At 66.4% G+C, this 20,447-nt stretch carries 16 protein-coding genes; 4 read left to right on the plus strand and 12 right to left on the minus strand.

Features of this window, described 5'->3' with window-relative positions; genetic code table 11:
• Window positions 1–37: 37 nt before the first annotated feature.
• Both EV191_RS03250 and EV191_RS03255 read left to right on the plus strand, forming a co-directional pair.
• Window positions 38–1,018, plus strand: coding sequence for an ATP-binding cassette domain-containing protein (locus EV191_RS03250; protein ID WP_132875277.1), 981 nt, complete (start codon window positions 38–40; stop codon window positions 1,016–1,018).
• Complete coding sequence (locus EV191_RS03255; RefSeq protein WP_132875278.1) at window positions 1,015–1,830, plus strand: ABC transporter permease; 816 nt, start codon at window positions 1,015–1,017, stop codon at window positions 1,828–1,830. Before EV191_RS03250 ends, EV191_RS03255 begins: the two co-directional genes overlap by 4 nt.
• Here EV191_RS03255 and EV191_RS03260 read toward each other — a convergent pair.
• Both EV191_RS03260 and EV191_RS03265 read right to left on the minus strand, forming a co-directional pair.
• Entirely contained in the window at window positions 1,827–5,036 is a 3,210-nt protein-coding gene (locus EV191_RS03260; RefSeq protein ID WP_132875279.1) for an AfsR/SARP family transcriptional regulator, read from the minus strand. The two genes, EV191_RS03255 and EV191_RS03260, sit on opposite strands and share 4 nt — an antisense overlap.
• A gap of 302 nt (window positions 5,037–5,338) precedes the next feature.
• A complete protein-coding gene (locus EV191_RS03265; RefSeq protein WP_132875280.1) occupies window positions 5,339–7,903 on the minus strand; it encodes an ATP-dependent Clp protease ATP-binding subunit in 2,565 nt (854 codons plus the stop codon).
• Window positions 7,904–8,334: 431 nt separating this feature from the next.
• Between EV191_RS03265 and EV191_RS03270 the strand changes: the two genes are divergently transcribed.
• Window positions 8,335–9,186 (plus strand): (2Fe-2S)-binding protein, encoded by an 852-nt coding sequence (locus tag EV191_RS03270; protein WP_132875281.1) that lies wholly within the window; start codon window positions 8,335–8,337, stop codon window positions 9,184–9,186.
• 34 nt (window positions 9,187–9,220) lie between these two features.
• Here EV191_RS03270 and EV191_RS03275 read toward each other — a convergent pair whose 3' ends face one another.
• From EV191_RS03275 to EV191_RS03285, 3 genes are read right to left on the minus strand one after another with little or no spacing between them, the layout of a single operon-like run.
• On the minus strand, window positions 9,221–10,096 hold the full coding sequence (locus EV191_RS03275; RefSeq protein ID WP_132875282.1) for an ABC transporter ATP-binding protein: 876 nt from the start codon (window positions 10,094–10,096) through the stop codon (window positions 9,221–9,223).
• Window positions 10,093–11,166 carry a FecCD family ABC transporter permease gene (locus EV191_RS03280; RefSeq protein WP_132875283.1) on the minus strand — a complete coding sequence of 358 codons (1,074 nt, stop codon included), beginning with the start codon at window positions 11,164–11,166 and terminating at the stop codon, window positions 10,093–10,095. The genes EV191_RS03275 and EV191_RS03280 overlap by 4 nt, the downstream gene beginning before the upstream one ends.
• Window positions 11,163–12,197 carry a FecCD family ABC transporter permease gene (locus EV191_RS03285; RefSeq protein WP_132876117.1) on the minus strand — a complete coding sequence of 345 codons (1,035 nt, stop codon included), beginning with the start codon at window positions 12,195–12,197 and terminating at the stop codon, window positions 11,163–11,165. The genes EV191_RS03280 and EV191_RS03285 overlap by 4 nt, the downstream gene beginning before the upstream one ends.
• Before the next feature lie 166 nt (window positions 12,198–12,363).
• On the opposite strand from EV191_RS03285, the gene EV191_RS03290 reads away from it, so the two are divergent.
• Window positions 12,364–13,470 carry an ABC transporter substrate-binding protein gene (locus EV191_RS03290; RefSeq protein WP_132875284.1) on the plus strand — a complete coding sequence of 369 codons (1,107 nt, stop codon included), beginning with the start codon at window positions 12,364–12,366 and terminating at the stop codon, window positions 13,468–13,470.
• Window positions 13,471–13,744: 274 nt separating this feature from the next.
• Here the strand turns inward: EV191_RS03290 and EV191_RS03295 are convergent, their stop codons facing one another.
• The 7 genes from EV191_RS03295 to EV191_RS03325 form a co-directional block, all read right to left on the minus strand.
• Window positions 13,745–14,095 (minus strand): histone-like nucleoid-structuring protein Lsr2, encoded by a 351-nt coding sequence (locus EV191_RS03295; protein WP_132875285.1) that lies wholly within the window; start codon window positions 14,093–14,095, stop codon window positions 13,745–13,747.
• 274 nt (window positions 14,096–14,369) lie between these two features.
• On the minus strand, window positions 14,370–15,875 hold the full coding sequence (lysS, locus tag EV191_RS03300; protein ID WP_132875286.1) for a lysine--tRNA ligase: 1,506 nt from the start codon (window positions 15,873–15,875) through the stop codon (window positions 14,370–14,372).
• A gap of 173 nt (window positions 15,876–16,048) precedes the next feature.
• Window positions 16,049–16,837: a type III pantothenate kinase gene (locus tag EV191_RS03305; protein WP_132875287.1), complete on the minus strand. Its 789-nt coding sequence runs from the start codon at window positions 16,835–16,837 to the stop codon at window positions 16,049–16,051.
• Window positions 16,838–16,845: 8 nt separating this feature from the next.
• Window positions 16,846–17,361 carry an aspartate 1-decarboxylase gene (gene panD, locus EV191_RS03310; RefSeq protein ID WP_132875288.1) on the minus strand — a complete coding sequence of 172 codons (516 nt, stop codon included), beginning with the start codon at window positions 17,359–17,361 and terminating at the stop codon, window positions 16,846–16,848.
• A 15-nt stretch (window positions 17,362–17,376) separates the two neighbouring features.
• The gene (gene panC / locus EV191_RS03315) at window positions 17,377–18,282 is read right to left on the minus strand and encodes a pantoate--beta-alanine ligase (protein WP_132875289.1); all 906 of its coding nucleotides are present in this window, start codon (window positions 18,280–18,282) and stop codon (window positions 17,377–17,379) included.
• The gene (locus EV191_RS03320) at window positions 18,279–19,166 is read right to left on the minus strand and encodes a Rossmann-like and DUF2520 domain-containing protein (protein ID WP_132875290.1); all 888 of its coding nucleotides are present in this window, start codon (window positions 19,164–19,166) and stop codon (window positions 18,279–18,281) included. Before EV191_RS03320 ends, panC begins: the two co-directional genes overlap by 4 nt.
• A 140-nt stretch (window positions 19,167–19,306) precedes the next feature.
• The gene (locus EV191_RS03325) at window positions 19,307–20,434 is read right to left on the minus strand and encodes a PrsW family intramembrane metalloprotease (protein ID WP_132876118.1); all 1,128 of its coding nucleotides are present in this window, start codon (window positions 20,432–20,434) and stop codon (window positions 19,307–19,309) included.
• Window positions 20,435–20,447 lie beyond the last annotated feature (13 nt).

Below are 20,447 nucleotides of genomic sequence, written 5' to 3' on the forward strand. Positions count from 1 at the left end.
TGCGCACGCTGCCAGGGGCATCAGCGAGCCTGGCAGCATGAACAACGAGATTGCCATCGAAGCCAGCGGGCTGAAGAAGCGGTTCGGTGAGACACAGGCCCTGCGGGGCGTGGACCTCACCGTGCCAACCGGGACGATCCTCGGTGTGCTCGGCCCGAACGGCGCCGGTAAGACCACGGCGGTGCGCATCCTGGCGACACTGCTGCGCCCGGATGCCGGACGTGCCGTCATCGCCGGCAGGGACCTGCACACCGACCCGGTCGGGGTGCGCGGCAAGATCGGGCTCACCGGGCAGTACGCCTCGGTGGACGAGGATCTCACCGGCTCGGAGAACCTGCGCCTGCTTGCCAGGCTGCTCGAGTTCTCCCGGGCCGGCGCCAAGGCGCGGGCCGCCGAGCTGCTGGAACGGTTCGAACTCAGCCATGCCGGCGGCCGCGCGGTGAAGACGTACTCCGGCGGGATGCGCCGCCGCCTTGACCTGGCGGCAAGCCTGATCGGCCGGCCCGAGGTGCTGTACCTGGACGAGCCGACGACCGGGCTGGATCCGCATGCCCGCAACGAGGTGTGGCAGATCGTGCGCGGTCTGGTCAACGATGGCGTCACCGTGCTGCTCACCACGCAGTACCTGGAGGAAGCCGACCAGCTCGCCGATCGGATCACCGTTATCGACACCGGCAAGGTGGTTGCCGACGGCCGCCCGGACGAGTTGAAGCGCCGCACCGGCGGGCAGACCCTCCAGGTCAGGCCGAGTACCCGCGCCGACCTGGAAGCGGTGAGCCGGATTCTCACCGAGTTGACCCAGCAGGTCCCGGACCGCGATGACGACACCGGACTGCTCACCGTGCCGGTATCCGACCCGGTACTGCTGTCCACTGTAGTCCGGAAACTGGACGACGCGGGCATCACCGCGGACGAGCTCGCGCTGCGGCTACCCAGCCTTGATGACGTCTTCCTCGCCCTGACCGGACACCGCACCAGCCAGGAAAATGACCAGAACCGACAGGAGGCATTGGTATGACGACGGCGACCATGACCGCCGAGCGCACGCCGGCCAAGCTGGTCAGCCCGGCCAAACTGGTGAAGGACAGCTTCGCCATGGCATGGCGCGGGGTCCTCAAGATCAGAAAGAACCCGGAGCAGCTCAGCGACGTCACGCTGATGCCGATCCTGTTTCTGGTGATGTTCGGTTACATCTTCGGCGGCGCGGTGCAGGGCAGCACCGAGGAGTACCTGCAGGTATTCGTGCCCGGTCTGGTCGTGATGATCACGATCATGGCCAGCATGTCCGCGGGCATCTCGCTGAACACCGATGTGAGCAAGGGTGTGTTCGACCGGTTCCGGGCGATGCCGATCGCCAGATCGGCACCACTGGTCGGCGCCGTGGTGGCCGACTTCGTCCGCTACGTGGTTGGCATCGGTGTGTTGCTTGGCTTCGCGGCGATTCTCGGGTTCCGGATCACCACCGACCCGTTGTCCACATTGGCGGCGGTGGCGATCGCGATCGCCTTCGGACTCGCCTTCTGCTGGATCGCGATGTTCATCGGGATCCTGGTGAAGTCGCCGGGCGCGCTTGCCGGCATCATGATGGCGATCGTCATGCCGTTCACCTTCGGCAGCAACGTGTTCGTGCCAACCGAGACGATGCCCGACTGGTTGGCGGCGTGGTCGGAGATCAGCCCGGTCAGCCTGCTCGCCGATGTGATGCGCGGCTTGCTCGTGGACGGCGGCGATATCACCGGGCCACTGCTCGGCTCGCTGGCCTGGATGGGTGCACTGCTCGCGGTATTCTTCCCGTTGACGATCCGCACCTACCTGCGCCGGCTTGGCTAGTCGCCGGCTATGTAGTCACTCATCGCCGCCAGCGCATCCGAAATGGACATGTCCACACCGGACTGGTAGGCGGCGGTGTAGGCCGGCTCACCGAGCCGTTCGGTAAGCCGATCGACCAGCGCCTTCCGGACCGGGCTTCCCCGGTCCGGAAGGCCACGTAACGCGACGGCGATGCCAAGGAACTTCGCCGCATCGGCGTCCGCGTTCTCCAGTTCCTTGATCATGCCGAGCGATTCGGCGATCCCCGCGAGATCGGGCAGATCCCGCCGGGTCCTGGCATCAAGGAAACCGGTTCGCACCTCCACCCGAGCCAGTTCTGGTTCATTACGTCCAATCGCGACAAGCGCGGTCTCCTGGCGTACCAACGTGTGCAGCAGGCCGACACCTGGATCGCGGGCATCGTCCGGCAAGCCGGCAAGCACCTCGGCCGCGGCATCGAAGTCCCCACGAAGCCGGTACAGCTCGGAGCGGTGCAGGCTCAGCGCGACATAGAAGAACCCGTCCCAGGAATCCGGCCCGAGCATCCCCTCGGCCTCCCGCAGCCGCGCCCAAGCCTGCTCGAGATCACCACTGCGGCCAAGTTCCTGCACCACATAGGTCAGGTGCACGGCCAGATCCTCCTGCGAGGTGCCCAGCTCGCGCAGGATCCGCATACCTTCCTCATGCGTCTCGATCGCCTTGGCATGCTCACCGTCCACGCTGTAGTCACCAGCGATGGCCAGTAGCGCGCGCATCAGTCCCCATTGATCGCCGAGCTCGCGAAACCGATCGTGCGCCTCCTGCACCCGAAGCCGGCCGCGCTCCGCGTCACCGACGTAGTACCCGGCGAACGCGTCGGCAAGTCGCACCGCTGCCTGTGCCCAGCCGTCGGAAGTCTCGTAGCCGTGCGCGATCCGCCGCTCACCGAGCTCGATATCACCGCCAAGCATCGCGACGACCGGCTCCAGCAACACCATCGGCGCGTAATGGTCCATCGCGTTCATATCCGCGGTTTCCTTGGCCATCCCCCGAAGCCACTCGGTGTTCAGCAGGTTGCCCGGTCCCAACACAGCCAACTCGCTGAACCGCAACACGGCGAGTTCCCATCCAGGCACCTCCCCGGACATCTTGCGGACCACCGGTACGAATTCACCGAAGAACTGATCCCTGCCGGTCACGATCCAGTACCAGCTCAGCGCGCGCAGCAGGCGAACCGCTTCGAGACGGCGCCCCGCGTCGATGAACCAGTGCAGTGCGGCGAGGAAATTGCCGTGCTCGGCGTCGAAGACCAGGTCCGCTTCGAGCTGCGTGCTGCCGCGGATACGCAGATCCTGTTCCTGCGCGTAATCCACGCAGTGCGCGGCGAACGCCTCCTGCACGACTGACCGCTCGCCCGATTCGACCAGCCGCTCGTCCGCGTAGGCACGGATCGTTTCCAGCATCCGGTACCTCGGCCTACCGGTGTCCGTGACGTAGTTATCCACAATGGACTTATCGGTGAGCGAAGCGAGCACGTAAAGCACGTCCGATGCGGGCAGCCGATCGTCCGCGCACACCTGCTCCAGCGCGGTCACCGTTGCGCCGGCGGCAAAAACACTCATGCGCATCGCGAGTAGCCGCTCCGGCTCCTCGAGCAGATCCCAGCTCCACTCGACCACCGCACGCAGGGTGCGCTGCCGGGGTAGCGCGGTCCTGCTGCCCGAAGTGAGCAACCGGAACCGGTCGACGAGGCGTTCGGCGATCTGCGCGGCGGTCATCGCCCGCAGGCGAGCGGCGGCCAGCTCGACGGCAAGCGGCAGGCCATCCAGCTGGCGGCAGATCTCCACCACCGAGTTGACCACCGAGTCATCCAGTACGAAGTCCGGCCGCACCGCCCGCGCACGGTCCAGGAACAGGCGCACCGCCGGACTTTCCTTCGCCTGGTCGGTCGAGCTGCCCAGTTCGGGGACGGCAAGCGAGCCAACGACGCACAGCGCCTCGCCGGTGATCGCCAGCGGTTCCCTACTGGTGACCATGATGCGTAGTCCGGGACAGTTGGCGAGCAGCACATCGCACAGTGCCGCTGCCCTACCGATCAGATGCTCACAGTTGTCCAGCACCAGCAGGGATTCGCCGACCCCGAGCAACTCGGCAAGGCGGGCAACGGCGTCATGCGTGGCCAGCAGCAGCGCGACTTCCCTTGTCGAAACATCCGCCGCGCCGAGCGCGGTGAGCACCACGCCGGCCAGGTCCGCGCCGTCCGCGAGCCCAGCGAGCGGGACGAACCACACGCGTTGGTGTTCATGCGCGCGATGGCGCTGCGCGGCCTCGGTGGCCAGCCGGGTCTTACCGGCGCCGCCCGGTCCAACCAGGGTCACCAGGCGGGAGCTGTGCAGCAGCTCGTCGAGCTGGGCCAGCTCGACATCCCTGCCGACGAAGCTGGTCAGCTGGGTCGGCAGCGGCGCGCTGCCAGGTTCGGGGCGGGCAACCGGTCGGCTCGGTTCGGCAAGCTCGCCGCGCAGGATGGCCAGATGCGTTTCGCTGAGCTCGGTCGATGGATCGATCCCCAGCTCGTCGGCGAGCGCGTTGCGGGTTTGCTCGTATACCCGCAACGCCTCGGACTGCCGGCCAGCCGCGTGCAGCACGCGCATGCGCAACGCGGTAAGCCGCTCCCGGAGCGGGTACTTCGCGCCAACCTCTTCGAGTGCGGGCAGCATCCGAACCGCGCCGCCAAGGTGCAGTTCGGCCTCCGCGCGATCCTCGAGTACGGCCAGGCCCAGTTCGACCAGCCGGGCCGCGGCTGGCGCGGCGAAGGACGCTTCGGCGAACTCGTCGAGCGGGCTGCCGCGCCAGAGTTCGGCCGCCTCCGCGAGTAGTTCGGCCGCCTCCGCGTGCTTACCGTTGCCGAGCGCCCGTTTGCCGTCCCTGGCCAGCCGTTCGAAGCGATGCGCGTCCACCGCGTCCGGGTTCAGGTCCAGCGTGTAGCCCTGGCCGTTCGCCCGTACCGCGCCGTCGCCCGCCGCCCGCAGCACCCGACGTAGCCGGGAAACCAGCGATTGCAACGCGTTCGCGGCGTCCGTCGGCGGTTGATCGCCCCAGAGGCCGTCCAGCAGGGCATCGACCGATACCGGACGCCCAGCGTCCAGCGCGAGCCTGGCCAGCAGGCCGCGCAACCGGGTACCCCCGATCTCGACTTCCGCCCCGTCGTCCGCGTATACCCGCAACGGACCGAGTATGCCCACCCGCACGCCGACCAGTCTTGCAGATCCGGACGACAGCGCGCCTATACGCACCGGCGGCGACCACGTTCCGCCCGCTAACCGCGTCCGGAAATCAACGGTCAGCCCGCAGAACGTGGGGTAACCGCGCTCGCTGGCACGCCCGTGTCAACGGTCAGCCCGCTAAACGCGCATCCCCAGATCAACAGTTAGCCCGCTAAACGCGGCCGGAAATCAACAGTCAGCCCGCGGAACGCGAATTAAGGGGGGTGCGGAACGTGAAGGGCGGGCCCCGGCTGCTGCCGAGACCCGCCCTCGCGGTACTGCTGTGCTTACTCGGACTCGCTCTCCGAGTTGCTGGTGTTGCCCTCGCCGCTGGAAGCGGAGACCTCCACCGGCGGAGCGTCCGGAACCTCGAGCGCCGGCTTCGCCTCGCCACGGAAGACGAACCTTGCCTCGTCGTCCTTGGCGGCTTCGCCGTCCCAGCCCTCGACGTCCACGAGCACGATCTGACCGGTCTCGATCTCACCGAACAGGATCTTCTCGGACAGCTGGTCCTCGATCTCCCGCTGGATCGTGCGACGCAACGGCCGGGCACCGAGCACCGGATCGAACCCGCGCTTGGCGAGCAGCTTCTTGGCGAGCGGGGTCACCTCGATCGCCATGTCCTTGTTCTTCAGCTGCTCCTCGACCCGGGAGATCATCAGGTCGACCATCTCAACGATCTGGTCCTCGGTGAGCTGGTGGAAGACGATCACATCATCGATCCGGTTCAGGAACTCCGGACGGAAGTGCTTCTTCATCTCCTCGTTGACCTTCTGCTTCATCTTCTCGTAGCGAGTACCCGCATCGTTCCCGCTGGAGAAACCGAGGCTGACGGTCTTCGAGATGTCCTGGGTACCCAGGTTCGAGGTGAAGATCAGCACCGTGTTCTTGAAGTCGACCGTACGACCCTGACCGTCGGTGAGCCGACCGTCTTCGAGGACCTGCAACAGCGTGTTGTAGATCTCCTGGTGGGCCTTCTCGATCTCATCGAAGAGCACCACGGAGAACGGCTTGCGGCGCACCTTCTCGGTGAGCTGGCCGCCCTCCTCGTAGCCGACGTAGCCGGGAGGCGCACCGAACAGCCGCGAGGCGGTGTAGCGGTCGTGGAACTCACCCATGTCGATCTGGATGAGCGCGTCGTCCTCGCCGAACAGGAAGTTGGCAAGGGCCTTGGACAGCTCGGTCTTACCGACACCCGAGGGGCCGGCGAAGATGAACGACCCGGACGGCCGCTTCGGGTCCTTCAGGCCTGCACGAGTACGCCGGATCGCCTGGGAAACGGCCTTGACCGCGTCCTCCTGGCCGATGATCCGCTTGTGCAGCTCCTCCTCCATCCGGAGCAGCCGGGTGGTCTCCTCCTCGGTGAGCTTGAACACCGGGATCCCGGTCCAGTTGGCCAGCACCTCGGCGATCTGCTCGTCGTCCACCTCGGCGACGACGTCCAGGTCGCCGTCCTTCCACTGCTTCTCCCGCTCAGCCTTCTGGCCAAGCAGCGTCTTCTCCTCGTCCCGCAGCCGCGCGGCCCGCTCGAAGTCCTGCGCGTCGATCGCGGACTCCTTGTCCCTACGCACATCGGCGATCTTCTCGTCGAATTCGCGCAGGTCCGGCGGGGCGGTCATCCGGCGGATCCGCATCCGGGCGCCCGCCTCGTCGATCAGGTCGATCGCCTTGTCCGGCAGATACCGGTCGTTGATGTAGCGGTCGGCCAAGGTGGCCGCGGAGACCAGCGCCGAGTCGGTGATCGTGACCCGGTGGTGCGCCTCGTAGCGGTCCCGTAGCCCCTTCAGGATCTCGATCGCGTGCTCCAGGCTCGGCTCGCTGACCTGGATCGGCTGGAAACGACGCTCGAGCGCCGGGTCCTTCTCGACGTACTTGCGGTACTCCTCGAGCGTGGTCGCACCGATGGTCTGCAGCTCACCGCGGGCAAGCATCGGCTTGAGGATCGACGCGGCGTCGATCGCGCCCTCCGCGGCACCCGCACCGACCAGCGTGTGGATCTCGTCGATGAACAGGATGATGTCGCCGCGCGTCTTGATCTCCTTGAGCACCTTCTTCAGGCGCTCTTCGAAGTCACCGCGATAGCGCGAGCCGGCGACAAGCGAACCGAGGTCAAGCGTGTAGAGCTGCTTGTCCTTCAGCGTCTCCGGCACCTCGCCCTTGACGATGTTCTGCGCAAGCCCTTCGACGGCGGCGGTCTTACCGACACCGGCCTCACCGATCAGCACCGGGTTGTTCTTGGTGCGCCGGGAAAGCACCTGCATGATCCGCTCGATCTCCTTGGACCGGCCGATCACTGGGTCCAGGTTGCCCTCGCGCGCGCTGGCGGTGAGGTTGCGCCCGAACTGGTCGAGCACCAGCGAGGAGGACGGCGTGCCCTCGCCACGGCCACCGCCGGCTTCGGCTGGCTCCTTGCCCTGGTAGCCGGAAAGCAGCTGCAGCACCTGCTGGCGCACCCGGTTCAGATCCGCACCCAGCTTGACCAGCACCTGCGCGGCGACACCCTCGCCCTCGCGGATCAGCCCGAGCAGAATGTGCTCGGTACCGATGTAGTTGTGCCCGAGCTGCAGTGCCTCTCGCAGGCTGAGCTCAAGCACCTTCTTGGCCCGCGGCGTGAAGGGAATGTGTCCGCTCGGAGCCTGCTGCCCCTGGCCGATGATCTCCTCGACCTGCTGGCGGACGCCCTCCAGCGCGATACCCAACGACTCGAGCGCCTTGGCGGCGACACCCTCACCCTCGTGGATCAAACCCAGGAGGATGTGCTCGGTGCCGATGTAGTTGTGGTTGAGCATCCTGGCTTCTTCCTGAGCCAGAACAACCACCCGCCTCGCGCGGTCGGTGAACCTCTCGAACATTCGCACTCCCTGACTGCTGCGCTGGCGGCCCTGGTACCGCCTCGGGAACCGGGGCGGAGTCAGCACCGTACAAGTCACTCTAGTCGCCGAACCGAGCAAGCCGCTGTGGCGGATGCCCCTGACACGACTACATAACGTGCCAGCCTACGGGGCGATTCCGTAACTGGGCAGGCCATCCGACTTGTCCGCTAGGGGCGAACGTGATCAGCCCGCTGGCCAGCGGCGCAAGCTTGCCACGCACACTCCGACGATCGAGTGAAACCCGGTCACGCCTCGCGATGGCCAGACCCGGCCGACTACGCAATCGGAGTGGTATTAGGCTCAAATTTATTAAGGTAAGGCAATCCTCACTCCTTCGAGCGACGGGATTCCCGCACCCGGCCAAGCAACAGAGAGCCGCGCCGATGCACGACCAAGCGATCCGACAAGTAATGAAGAACACAGCACCACTGGCTGAGACGATCACCGCGACGCCAGTGGGTATCGGCTTGGCCGGCTCGCTTCGACGAGTAGCCGCCCGGGCGGCGCATACCGAGCTTTACGACGCGGTCCCACCGTCCGGCGATTGGGTGCGGTGCGCGCAAGCGCTTGCCGACCCGGAGTTCTTCGATCGCTGGCGGAGCCGGCTCGGTGACTGGTTGCAGGCGGAGTACGGGCACGCGCCGGCGCGCAGCACGGCCGGCTACGTGCTTTCCTGGTACGCCCATGTGCCGGCGAGCATTGCCGCGCTGCTGTTCCACCACGAGCGCAGGGTGCCAAGGCTGCATCCTGGCGAGCTGTCGTTTCGGCTCGGCGCCGCTCGCCCGCATCCGGACGCGATCGCGCTCACCGGTTCGACCTTCGCCTGTTTGCCGGATGATCCGGCCGCCGGGTTGCCGGAGGCGACCGTGGTGCCGTCGGAACGGGCGCTCGCCGCGGTGCTGCGTGGGCGGTATCTGGCGCATGTGCGGCGGTTTATCGGGGTGTTTGGGCCGGGGGTGCGGTTCGGTCGGCGCACGCTGTGGGCCGCGGCGACCGACGCGCTGGACACCGCGCTCTGGCAGGCCGGCTTGACCAGCGGGGACGAAGGGGCCGGCGTCGCCGATGCCACGCTCGTACTCGCGGACCGCTTCGCACCGTTCACCTCGGCTTCCACGCTGCGCCCGCTGCCCGGTGGCAGTGCCGGCACTGGCAGCGGCGAGCAGGCATGGACCCGCCGCAGGGAGGGCTGCTGCTTCCACTATCTGGTCGAGCCCGGCCCGGCCGGCGTGTGCGACACCTGCCCACGCCGGCACGCTCCGTGATCGCGTTCCTGAAAGATCTTGCGGTGAGGGTGGGTCAGGCGACTTCGGCCGGGTGGTTGCTGGAATCGGATTCCGGGTGGTGCTCTACGCCCGTCGCGCTGATCGGCACGACCATCGGCGTGGCCGCGACCGGATCGGGTACCACCATCGCCTGCAAGCCGAACACCTCGGCGAGATGCTGCTCGGTGAGCACCTCACCCGGTGCGCCGTCGGCGAGAATATGCCCGTCCCGCATGGCGATCAGCCGATCCGAGTACCTGGCGGCCAGGTTCAGGTCGTGCAGCACCATCACGATGGTCACCCGACGCTCGGTGTTCAGCCGGCGCACCAGGTCCAGCACCTCCACCTGGTGCGCGAGGTCCAGGTAGGTGATCGGCTCATCCAGCAACAGCAGTTCGGTGCCCTGCGCGAGCGCCATGGAGATCCACGCGCGCTGCCGCTGACCGCCGGAGAGCTGATCGACCGCGCGCTCGGCGTAGCCATCCATCCCGGTCTGCGCGAGCGCCTCGGTGATCGCCGCGTCGTCACTCGACGACCACTGCCGGTACCAGGTCTGATGCGGATGCCGGCCGCGCGCGACCAGATCGGCCACGGTCAGCCCCTCCGGCGCCTGCGGGCTCTGCGGCAACAGCCCGAGCACCTTGGCGACCTCCCTGGTGCGCATCTTGTCGATCCGCTCGCCGTCCAGCAGCACACTGCCACCCTTCGGGGCAAGCAGCCGGCCAAGCGCGCGCAACAGGGTCGACTTGCCGCAGCCGTTCGGGCCGATCACCGAGGTGACCGTGCCTTCGGCCACCTCCAGATCCAGCCCGTCGACCACCAGTGGGCCGCCATAGGACAGCCGCAGCTGCTCCGCGCGCAACCGCTGCCGCGGATCAGCCTCGCCGGCCACACCAGTCCCGTCCGTCATACCCGAGCCTCCCGTCGACTGCGAATCAGCAAAAACATCAGATACGGCGCACCAAGTACCGCCGTGTAAACCCCAACCGGCAGCTCCACCCCCGGCAGGGTGCGGGCAGCCAGATCGGCACAAACCGTCAGCGTCGCGCCAAGCACCATGGACGCGCCGAGCGGCGGGCCAGCCACCGCGCACAGCCGCAGCGCGATCTGCGGCGCGGCCAGCGCGACGAACCCGATCGGCCCCGCCGCCGCGGTAGCCACCGCCGCAAGCAACACCGCGAGCAGCAACAGCACCGTGCGGGAGAGATTGACCCGAACTCCGAGACCGCGCGCGGTGTCCTCACCGAACCGCAGCACGCCAAGCACCCGCGCGCCGAACAGGGTCAGCGGGGCAAGCACGCCGACGGCCAACGCCACCGCGGGCACATCGCCCCAGCCAGCCGCGGCCAGACTGCCGGTCAACCAGGTCATCGCGCGCGCGGCCACCTGCACATCGCCCACGGTGAGCAGCCAGAAAACCAGATTCGCGCCGACCGCGGCGATCCCGATGCCGATCAGCACCATCCGGTAGCCGTCGATCCCACGCCGCCAGGACAGCCCGTACAGCGCGAGGCCGGCGAGCAAGCCACCGAGCAAACTGGCCAGCGGTACCCCGACGCCATCCGCGAAACCGGAAAGCTGACCGTAACTACCGGCAAAGGCGATCACGGTGACCGCGCCAACCGAGGCTCCCCAGGTAATGCCGAGCACATCGGGGCTGGCGAGCGGATTGCGCGAAATCGACTGGAACAGCGCGCCGGCCAGCCCGAGGGCCGCGCCGACAAGCACCCCGACGAGCGCTCGCGGCAACCGGACATCCAGCACCGCGCCACGCTGCGATTCGGCACCACCGCCGAGCAGCACCTCAAACACCTCGCCGAGCGGTATCCGGTAACTGCCAAGTCCGATATGCGCGGCCACGGCGAGCAGCAGCAGCGCCGCGGCACAGCCAACCACCAGGATGGTGCGCCAGCGCAGCCGCAGCCCCAGGCCACCGACCGCAAGCCCCTTCGTGGTTCCCGCGCGCGTATCGACGCTCATAGCCGCACCAACCTCACCGAACGCACCAGGTAGATGAAGGCCGGCGCACCGAGCACGGTCAGCATGATGCCCACCTCGAACCGATCGGCGGCGAGCACCCGCCCGAGCACATCGGCGACCAGCAGCAGGATGGCGCCGAGCAGGCCCGCGTAGGGCACCAGCCAGCGGTAATCGGCACCGGTGATCCCGCGCGCGATATGCGGTACGACCAGTCCGACGAACGCGATCGGACCGCAGGCGGCCACCGCCGAACCGGTCAGCAGCGCGATCGCGCCCAGCCCGACGAACCGGGTAAGCCGGACCCGCTGGCCGAGTCCCTTGGCGATGTCCTCGCCGAGCGCAAGGGTGTTCAGCCCCGGCGTGTTCAGCACCGCGAGGACCAACCCGACGAGCAGAAACGGTAGGACGGTCGCCGCGGACTCGTACTCGCTGCGCGCGAGCGAACCGATCCGCCAGAACCGGTAGACCTCCATGCCCCGCTGATCGAGCAACACCAGCGCGGAGGTGAGTCCGAGGAGCAGCCAGCTGATCGTCGCACCGGCCAGTGCCAGGGTCACCGGTGTCGCTCCGCCTCGGCCGACCGAGCCAAGCGCGAAGACCACGGCACTGGCGATCAATGCCCCGGCGAAGGCGAAAAGCACCTGACCGGACACATAGGTCATGCCAAAAACCGTGATAGAAAGCACAACCGCGAATGCGGCGCCTTGGGTTACACCGAGCAAACCGGGATCCGCGAGCGGATTTCGGGTATGCCCCTGCATCAGCGCACCGGCTACGCCGAGCGCGATTCCGACGGCGAGCCCGAGCAAGGTGCGCGGAATCCGCAGTGCGCCGACAATAATGTCGAACTCGGTACCGCTCGGCGTAAAGATCGCGTGCCATACGGCGGAAAGCGGGATATTCCTTTCCCCAAAAGCGACACTCGCCAGCGCGGCGAGTAGCAACGCGACTACCAGGACAACAAGTCCGGTCAATCGTCGGCGCCGCCGCGTGGCAAGAGAATTGCCCGCGGCAGCGGACTGTTCGGGCATCGGCGGACTGGCCGCGCGCACTCGGGTGGTCACCCGCTACCGCGCCGCATCCACACGAAACCGCGCTCGGCGATTGTGCCGCATTCCATCTCCTACTGACTTCGTCGCCGCCAGGCCATACTATTCGCTGCCAGGTAAGCCTAACCAAAGTGAATGGAGCGTGGATATGCGCAGTTCCTCGCGGCCGGCCTTCCGCCGTCGCCCTTATCGAGGTACGGCTACCGCGTTGACCCTGGTCGCGGCGTTCGGCCTGGCGGCATGCGGGCAGACCAGCGACCCCGCTGGCGGCGATGCGCAGGGCGAACAGCAGCAGAACGTGGAAACACTCGGCGACTTCACCGAATGCGGCCCGCGCGAAGGTAAGTCCCTGCCTGGCACGATGAGCGCGCAGAACGTCGGTGATTTTCCCCGCCAGGTGCGCACCGCCATGGGCGAAACAACCATTGACAAGCGGCCAACTCAGGTAGCCGCACTGGACAGCAGTTACGTGGACGCGGCACTGGCGCTCGGCGCGAACGTCACGGCGTACACCAGGTTCCCTGGCTGTGGCGACGAGATCCCGCCCTATCTGGCAGGGGAGGCGAAACGGCTGGCCGCGGACGCGGAACCGGTGGGCGAGCTGGACACCCCTGATCTGGACAAGCTGCACGAGATCCAGCCGGACCTGATCGTCTCCGCCAAGGTCCGGCACGAAAAGATCTATGACCAGCTCAGCGGTATCGCGCCGACCGTATTCAGCGAAACGACCGGGCCGACCTGGAAGGACAACCATCTGCTGATCGGCGAAGCGCTCGGTAAACGCGAGCTGGCCGAGGCGCAGATCAAGAACTTTGAGGAGCGGGCCCGCAAAGTCGGCGACGCGATCAAGCGCGAGCACAACGACCCGACGTTCTCCCTGGTGCGCTTCGTTGGCGGAGAATCGACGGTAAGGCTGTATGCCTCGGAGTCGTATCCGGGCATCGTGCTGGACGACACCGGCCTTTCCCGGCCGAAGGACCAGCCGAACCCGGAAGGCGAGCTATCCACCGACATCAGCCAGGAGAACATCCTCAAACTGGACGCTGACACGATTTTCGTGTCCGCGTTCGCGGATCCGGAGAATCAGTCCGAGCAGGTTCGCGGCGAGTTCGCGCAGAACCCGCTGTGGGACAAGCTGACCGGGAAGCAGGTGAACGTCAGCGACGTTTCCTGGGGCACCGCGGTAAGCCTGTACGGCGCACACGCGATGCTGGACGACCTCGCCGAGTACTTCGAGGTAGATCCAGCTCGATAAGGCGCCAGGACACTAGTGTCCTGAGTCAGAAGTATGAGTGGCATCTTTCGGGCCCAGGCGGCGCCTCGCGGCGTTGTCGTCGTCACCGATAGCGCTGCTATCGGCTTCTCCCCCACCTCACGGCGGGGGCACCCCCACCTCCGCCTTGCGACGCATCCACCTGGATCACCGAAATCCGCTAACGAACCCCCGACTCAGGACACTAGACACACAATCGGGCCGCCGGCGAATTCCGGCGGCCCGATTGTCATTAGCTATGTGGATGCCCCGCGCTTCAGTTCTTCTGGTGGTACGCGTCCAGCACCTCGGCCGGGATCCGGCCCCGATCGGACACGTTCATGCCCTGCTTACGAGCCCATTCCCGGATGGCCTGATTCTGCTCGCGGTCCACGCTGGCGCTACGCGGCGCGCCCGCCTTCGCCACCGGGCGCCCGCTCGGCCGCTTGCGGCCGCCGGAACGCCGCGCGTGCTCGATGTATTCCGCGAGCGTTTCGCGAAGTTGGTCAGCATTATCGGACGACAGGTCGATCTGGTAGGTAGCACCATCCAGTCCAAATTCGACTGTCTCCTCAGCCTCGGAACCGTCGAGGTCGTCAACCAAACTGACGGTGACCTTCTGAGCCATTACCTGTCCTCCTATAAACCAATCCAGAAGCTACGCGGGAGCGCAAAAGTCGGGAGCGTCCATGGCTACACAGCCCATTCAACCATCTCGACGCCTATATAATTACTCGCTTCGCGAGTTTAACGCAAATCTGCAAGGCCACCGGAACCCCATCCACGCGATTATCCCGGCACTTGGTCCTTCACTACGGTTGCTCGAGAAACCGAGTTAAAACGACTGGGTTAGGTAGTACTTCTAGCGCACGTCAACCGCCAGCCTGTTCGGCTGGGCCCAGCTATTCCGGCCGCACCAGCGGGAACAAGATGGTCTCCCGGATACCGAGACCGGTAAGCGCCATCAGCAGCCGATCGATCCCCATTCCAGCGCCACCGGTCGGCGGCATTCCGTACTCGAGAGCGCGCAAGAAGTCTTCATCCAGTCGCATGGCCTCGGAGTCACCCGCCGCGCCAAGCTGGGCTTGTTCCATCAAGCGCTGCCGTTCGACAACCGGATCAACGAGTTCTGAATAACCGGTAGCCAGCTCCATACCCCGCACATACAGATCCCACTTCTCGGCGACACCCGGCTTGTCCCTGTGCTGCCTGGTCAGTGGAGACGTTTCGATCGGGAAATCCCGTACGAATGTCGGCTCGTAGATATGGTCACCGACCAGGTGTTCCCACAACTCTTCGATCAGCTTGCCGTGGCCGAGCTTGGGATCTACCTCAATACCGCGTTGCTCCGCTTGTTGGTGCAGGTATTCCGCGGGCGTTTCCGGAGTCACCTCGACGCCTAGGGCTTCGGAGAGCGACTCATACATCGTCACACTTGCCCATTGCCCGGACAGGTCATATTCGGTTCCGTCCACGAGTGTCACTACGTGACTACCGAAAATCGACTCGGCCGCCTCCTGGACGAGCGCTCGGGTCAACTCCGCGACGGAGTCGTATGTGCTGTACGCCTCATAATACTCAAGCATCGCGAACTCGGGAGAATGCGAAGAGTCGCTGCCTTCATTACGGAAGTTCCGGTTGATCTCAAAGACCTTCTCGATACCACCGACAACGCATCGCTTTAGGTACAACTCCGGCGCGATCCGCAGGTAAAGGTCGAGGTCAAAGGCATTTGAGTGGGTAACAAACGGACGAGCCGAAGCGCCACCATGCAGGGTTTGCAACATCGGCGTCTCGACCTCGAGATAGCCGCGCTGATGGAATGAGTCGCGCAGCGAGCGGACCACACCGGCGCGGGTGCGCACGGTGTCCCTGGCGCGATCACGCAGAATAAGGTCCACATAACGCTGCCGAATCCGTGTCTCCTCGGCGAGTTGCTTGTGCGCGACCGGCAGCGGACGCAGCGCCTTACCGGCAACCCGCCATTCCTCGGCGAGCACGGACAGCTCGCCCCTACGCGAGGTAATCACCTCGCCATAGATGAAAACGTGGTCGCCGAGGTCCACGTCCGACTTCCATGCGTCCAGCGACTCCTGGCCGACGTTGGCCAGGCTCAGCATCGCCTGGAGTTCGGTGCCGTCACCTTCGCGGAGCGTGGCGAAACACAGCTTGCCGGTGTTACGCAGGAACATCACCCTGCCGGCGACTCCGACCAACTCGCCGGTCCGCTGATCGGCCGGCAGATCGCTGAACCGATTGCGGATATCCGCGAGTAGATGGGTGCGCGGGACCTCGACCGGATAGGGGTCCATCCCGTTCGCGAGCAGTTTGTCCCGCTTCTCGCGGCGTATGCGTAGCTGCTCAGGCAAGTCGTCCGCGGAAACCGGGGTGTTCTGCTCATCTGTCACGGCACTTTAGGGTACGGATCGATGCGGGCCGGACGCGATCAGGTTACCGGTTTGCCCGGCCGAGGTGTGCGCAGCGCCACGCCACGGGCGCAAGGCGCCAGCCACGGCGTGTCTGGCGGCCGAATCGATCCCGGTCGGCCACTGCCCGTAACCGCGTGTTGTGGCTGGCGCGGCTATGGGGAGTTGCGCTCGAAGACCAGGCGAAGGCCGAGCAGGGTCAGATCCGGCGCGTGTTCGGTGATGGTGGTGGACTCGCCGATCACCAGGGGTGCCAGCCCACCGGTGGCCAGCACGGCGACCGGGCTCGCGTCGCTGCCGGCCAGTTCGGCGACGATGCGCCGGACCAGCCCGTCCACCTGACCGGCGAAGCCGTACAGAATCCCGGACTGCAGGCACTCGACGGTGTTCTTGCCGATCACCGAACGGGGGCGAACGAGCTCCACTTTGCGCAGTGCGGCTGCCCGCGCGGCGAGCGCATCCACCGAGATCTCCACCCCTGGCGCGAATGCCCCGCCAAGAAACTCACCGTTCGCCGAGATCGCGTCCACATTGGTGGAAGTACCGAAGTCCACAACCACACAGGCGGTGTTATGCCGGTGATGCGCGGCGAGTGTGTTCACCAGCCGGTCCGCGCCAACCTCTTTCGGATTATCGACAAGAAGTGGCACGCCGGTCCGCACGCCCGGTTCGACAACCACTTTCGGCACCTTGGCGTAGTACCGGTCGAGCATCACCCGCAGTTCCCTGAGCACCGCGGGCACCGTGGACAGCGCGCTGATCCCGGTGATGGCACCGGCGTACTCGCCGAGCAAGCCACGCATGGTCAGGGCGAGCTCGTCGGCGGTGATCCGTGCGTCGGTGCGCATCCGCCAATCCCGCACCAGTTCGGTGGACGCACCACCATCGTTGGGGTACAGCCCGAAGACGATGTTCGTATTACCGACGTCAATGGCGAGCAACACGGGATCGTTCAGCCTTCCGTCCTGAGCAGCGCATCCAGCCGCGCCGCGTCCTCGGTCTCCTGCGCGTTCGGTACGCCTTGCCGAGCCTGTGGAGCCGGCACGACCACGCCATGCTCGGTTACCCCGCCACTACGCAATCCGGAACCGGCCGGCGCGACAGCGGGGTCGGCGCCCGCGCTGTTGATCCGGTTCCGCTCATCCACAAAGATCACCTTGGGCTGAAACGAATGTGCCTCGGCGTCGGCCATCATGCCGTAGGCGATCAGGATCACCAGGTCGCCCGGTTCGATCAGGTGCGCGGCCGCGCCGTTGATCCCGATCACCCCGCTGTCTCGCTCCCCGGTGATCACATAGGTCTCCAGCCGGGCGCCGTTGGTCACGTCCACGATGGTGACCTGCTCGCCGTGCAGCAGATCGGCCGCTTCCATCAAGGTCGAGTCGACGGTCACCGAGCCGACGTAGTGCAGATCGGCCTGGGTGACAGTGGCACGGTGGATCTTGGATTTCAGCATCGTCCGGTACACGGTCGGTTCCTTCCGCTAGGACGTGGTTGGGTCCTGCGATCCCGGGGTCCACGCGTCCCCGAGCTGCACGCCGGTGTTGTCGATCAGCCGGACCGGACCCACTCGCGCGGCGATCAACAGGCGCGCCTCGCCAAACTCCGGCGGTTCAGCGAGGTCGCTCGCCCGCAACTCGAGGTAGTCCAGCTCCACCTCGGAGGTGGCAGCCAAGCTTTCCGTTGCCGCGGCGAGCACCGCGGCCACCCCGTCCGGGCCGGCGCGCATACCGGCGGCGAGCGCGGTGGGCAGCGCGACGGCCAGCTTCCTGTCCTGATCAGACAGATAGCGATTCCGCGAGGAAAGGGCAAGACCATCATCTTCGCGAACCGTGGGCACCCCAATGATCCGGGTCGAAAGGTGCAGGTCCTTGACCATCTGCCGAACCAGGATCAGTTGCTGATAGTCCTTCTCGCCGAACATCGCGTAGTCCGGCCGGGTCAGGTTCAGCAGCTTCGCGACGACGGTCAGCACCCCGGCGAAATGCCCCGGCCGGCTCGCCCCCTCCAGCTGCTCGCCCAATGGTCCAGGTTGGACGGTGGTAACCGCGTCCGGCGGGTACATATCCACGGCATCCGGGGTGAAGACGATCTCCGCGCCTTCCTCGGCACAGGCACGCAGGTCGTCGTCAAGCGCCCTGGGGTAGCGGTCCAGATCCTCGTTCGGCCCGAACTGCAACGGGTTCACGAAGATCGAAACGGCCACGACGGTATTCGGGATTCGCTTCGCGCGGCGGATCAGCTCCCGGTGCCCCGCATGCAGCGCACCCATCGTGGGCACCAGCACGACCTTCCGGTTCACCCCGCGCAATGCGGCGCATACCCGGCTCAGATCGGTTGGCGACGAGTAAACGTTCACCTCGCCTCGGGTGAACTTCGGGGCCGTCATCGCCGCTCTCCCAACACCGTCGTAACCTCCTCGGCCGCCGCCTCCGGCAGTAACTTCGCCGCCTTGGCGCGGTCGGCCGTACGCTTGCCCAACTCGACATAACTCGGCAGCACCTCGGGTGCGGATGTGCTGAGCACATCCAGGTGCCGCCGCACCGTTCCGCTGTCCCCCCTGGCAACCGGGCCGGTAAGCGCCCGGTCACCGTGCCGGAGCACATTGTCCAATGCGGCCGAGAGCAGTGGGGCAAGCACCCGCTCCGCGGGCTCGATTCCCGCGTCCCGCAACAGATCCGCGCAGTCAGCGACCAATGTGATCAGATGGTTCGCGCCATGTGCCAGGGCAAGGTGGTACGCGGCGCGCGCTGCCTCCGGCACGCGTACCGGTTCCGCGCCGATCTCCACGGCCAGCGCTTCGCCGACGCTCCACGCCGCTTCATCCCCGTCCGGCGCGGTCACCCCGATCGTGCAGGAGGCGATCCGCTGCAGATCCTCCACGCGCCCGGTGAAGGTCATCACCGGGTGCAGCGCGAGCGGCAACGCACCGAGTTCGGCTACCGGGCGCAGTACCTCGATCCCGTTCGCGCCGGAGGTGTGCACCACGATCTGGCCAGCCCGGAAGGCCCCCGCGTTCGCCAGCCCGGTGACCATGCCGGCGAGCGCATCATCGGGCAGTGCCAGCAGTACCAGGTCCGCGTGGTTGACGACCTCATCCGGCGGCCGCAGCGGTACGCCGGGTAGCAGCTCCTCGGCCCGGCGAAGTGAATCTTTGGACACCCCGGATGCGGCGACTACCTGGTGCCCGGCCGCGGCGAGCGCCGCGCCGAGTACGGCCCCGGCACGACCGGCGGAAACCACGCCGATCGTGAGCCGCGCCGGCCGGTTCATCGAATACCCCAGTGGCGGGGTTCAGTGGCTTGCATCGCGCACTCCTCATTGCGTTCCAGTCCCGACCTGCTTGCGGGTACCAGACGACGGCGGGATAGTAGCCGGCCGCGCGGGCCCGCTGCCGGTCCTGGTGACCAGCCTCACCCGGGCGAGCGACCGCGTTGGTAGGCGAACGAGCTGCGTACCGCGTCGGCGCGGGCCTTGCGTACCGCGGCGACCAGCTCGGTCTGCCGCTGACCCGCCGTCGCCTCGTCCAGCCCACTCGATTCGTGACTGCGCAGGAACGCGAGCTCGGTAACCGCCGACTGGTAGTTGCCAACCGCGATGGCGGCGGCTTTACCTGATTCCGCTTTCGCCTGCCGGCGCCACCGCCGCCGTTCCGGCAGGCTGGTGAGCAGTTCGGCTTCGGATTCGGCCACCAGCCTTGCTTCGACCAGCTCGGGAATCGCGCTGGCCACGATTCGCTGCTCGCGGCGGCGGTGCCAGTTCACCAGCACCACCAATCCGGCCAGGATCGGGACCATGACAAGGAAATACACGTTGAGAAACACTTCGCTGCCGCCGAGCGTCGCCGCGGCATTCCACAACGCGTGTAGGCCGACCGAACCGACGAAACCCGCGAGCGATACGAACACAGCCAGTTTGGTGCTGCGGGTCCGTGCGGCGATGCCCAGCCCGATCCCGAGCAGCGCGGTGAACAGCGGATGAGTGAACGGCGACAGTACCGCCCTGGCGATGAACGCGACCAGCACGCCGTTGCCGGTCCAATCGCCAATGCCCTCTTCGGTAAAGATCCGGCCGAAGTAGTAGATGTTCTCGGTGAACGCGAATCCGGCTGAGGTGAAACCGGCGTAGACGATCCCGTCCACCACCCCGTCGAATTCCTTGCGCCGCCACAGCAAGATGCCAACCAGGAAGGCGCCCTTGAGCGTTTCTTCCACCAGTGGCGCGGAAAGCACCGCGCTGACGGTATTTCCACTGCCCCTGCCGAGGAGTTGGTCACCGACCAGCTCGGCGGTGTTGTTGATCAGTAGCGCGGTCAGCGCGGCGACACAGGCACCCCAGGTGAACGCCAGCATCAGCAGTTTGGCCGGCTCCGGCTCCCAGCGATCCACCCAGAGGAAAGCGCCGACCACCACCGTGACTGGCAACAGCGCAAGCACGACGCCAACGGTGAGCGCGAGCCCGCCGAAGTGCAGCGTACCGAGCGCGAGCAACACCAGGCCGCACAACGCCAGCAACACCAGCCCGATGATGGGCAGCAGCACGGTACGCAGGCGC

The organism is Tamaricihabitans halophyticus (assembly GCF_004340875.1).
In the GTDB taxonomy this organism is placed as follows: Bacteria; Actinomycetota; Actinomycetes; order Mycobacteriales; family Pseudonocardiaceae; genus Tamaricihabitans; species Tamaricihabitans halophyticus.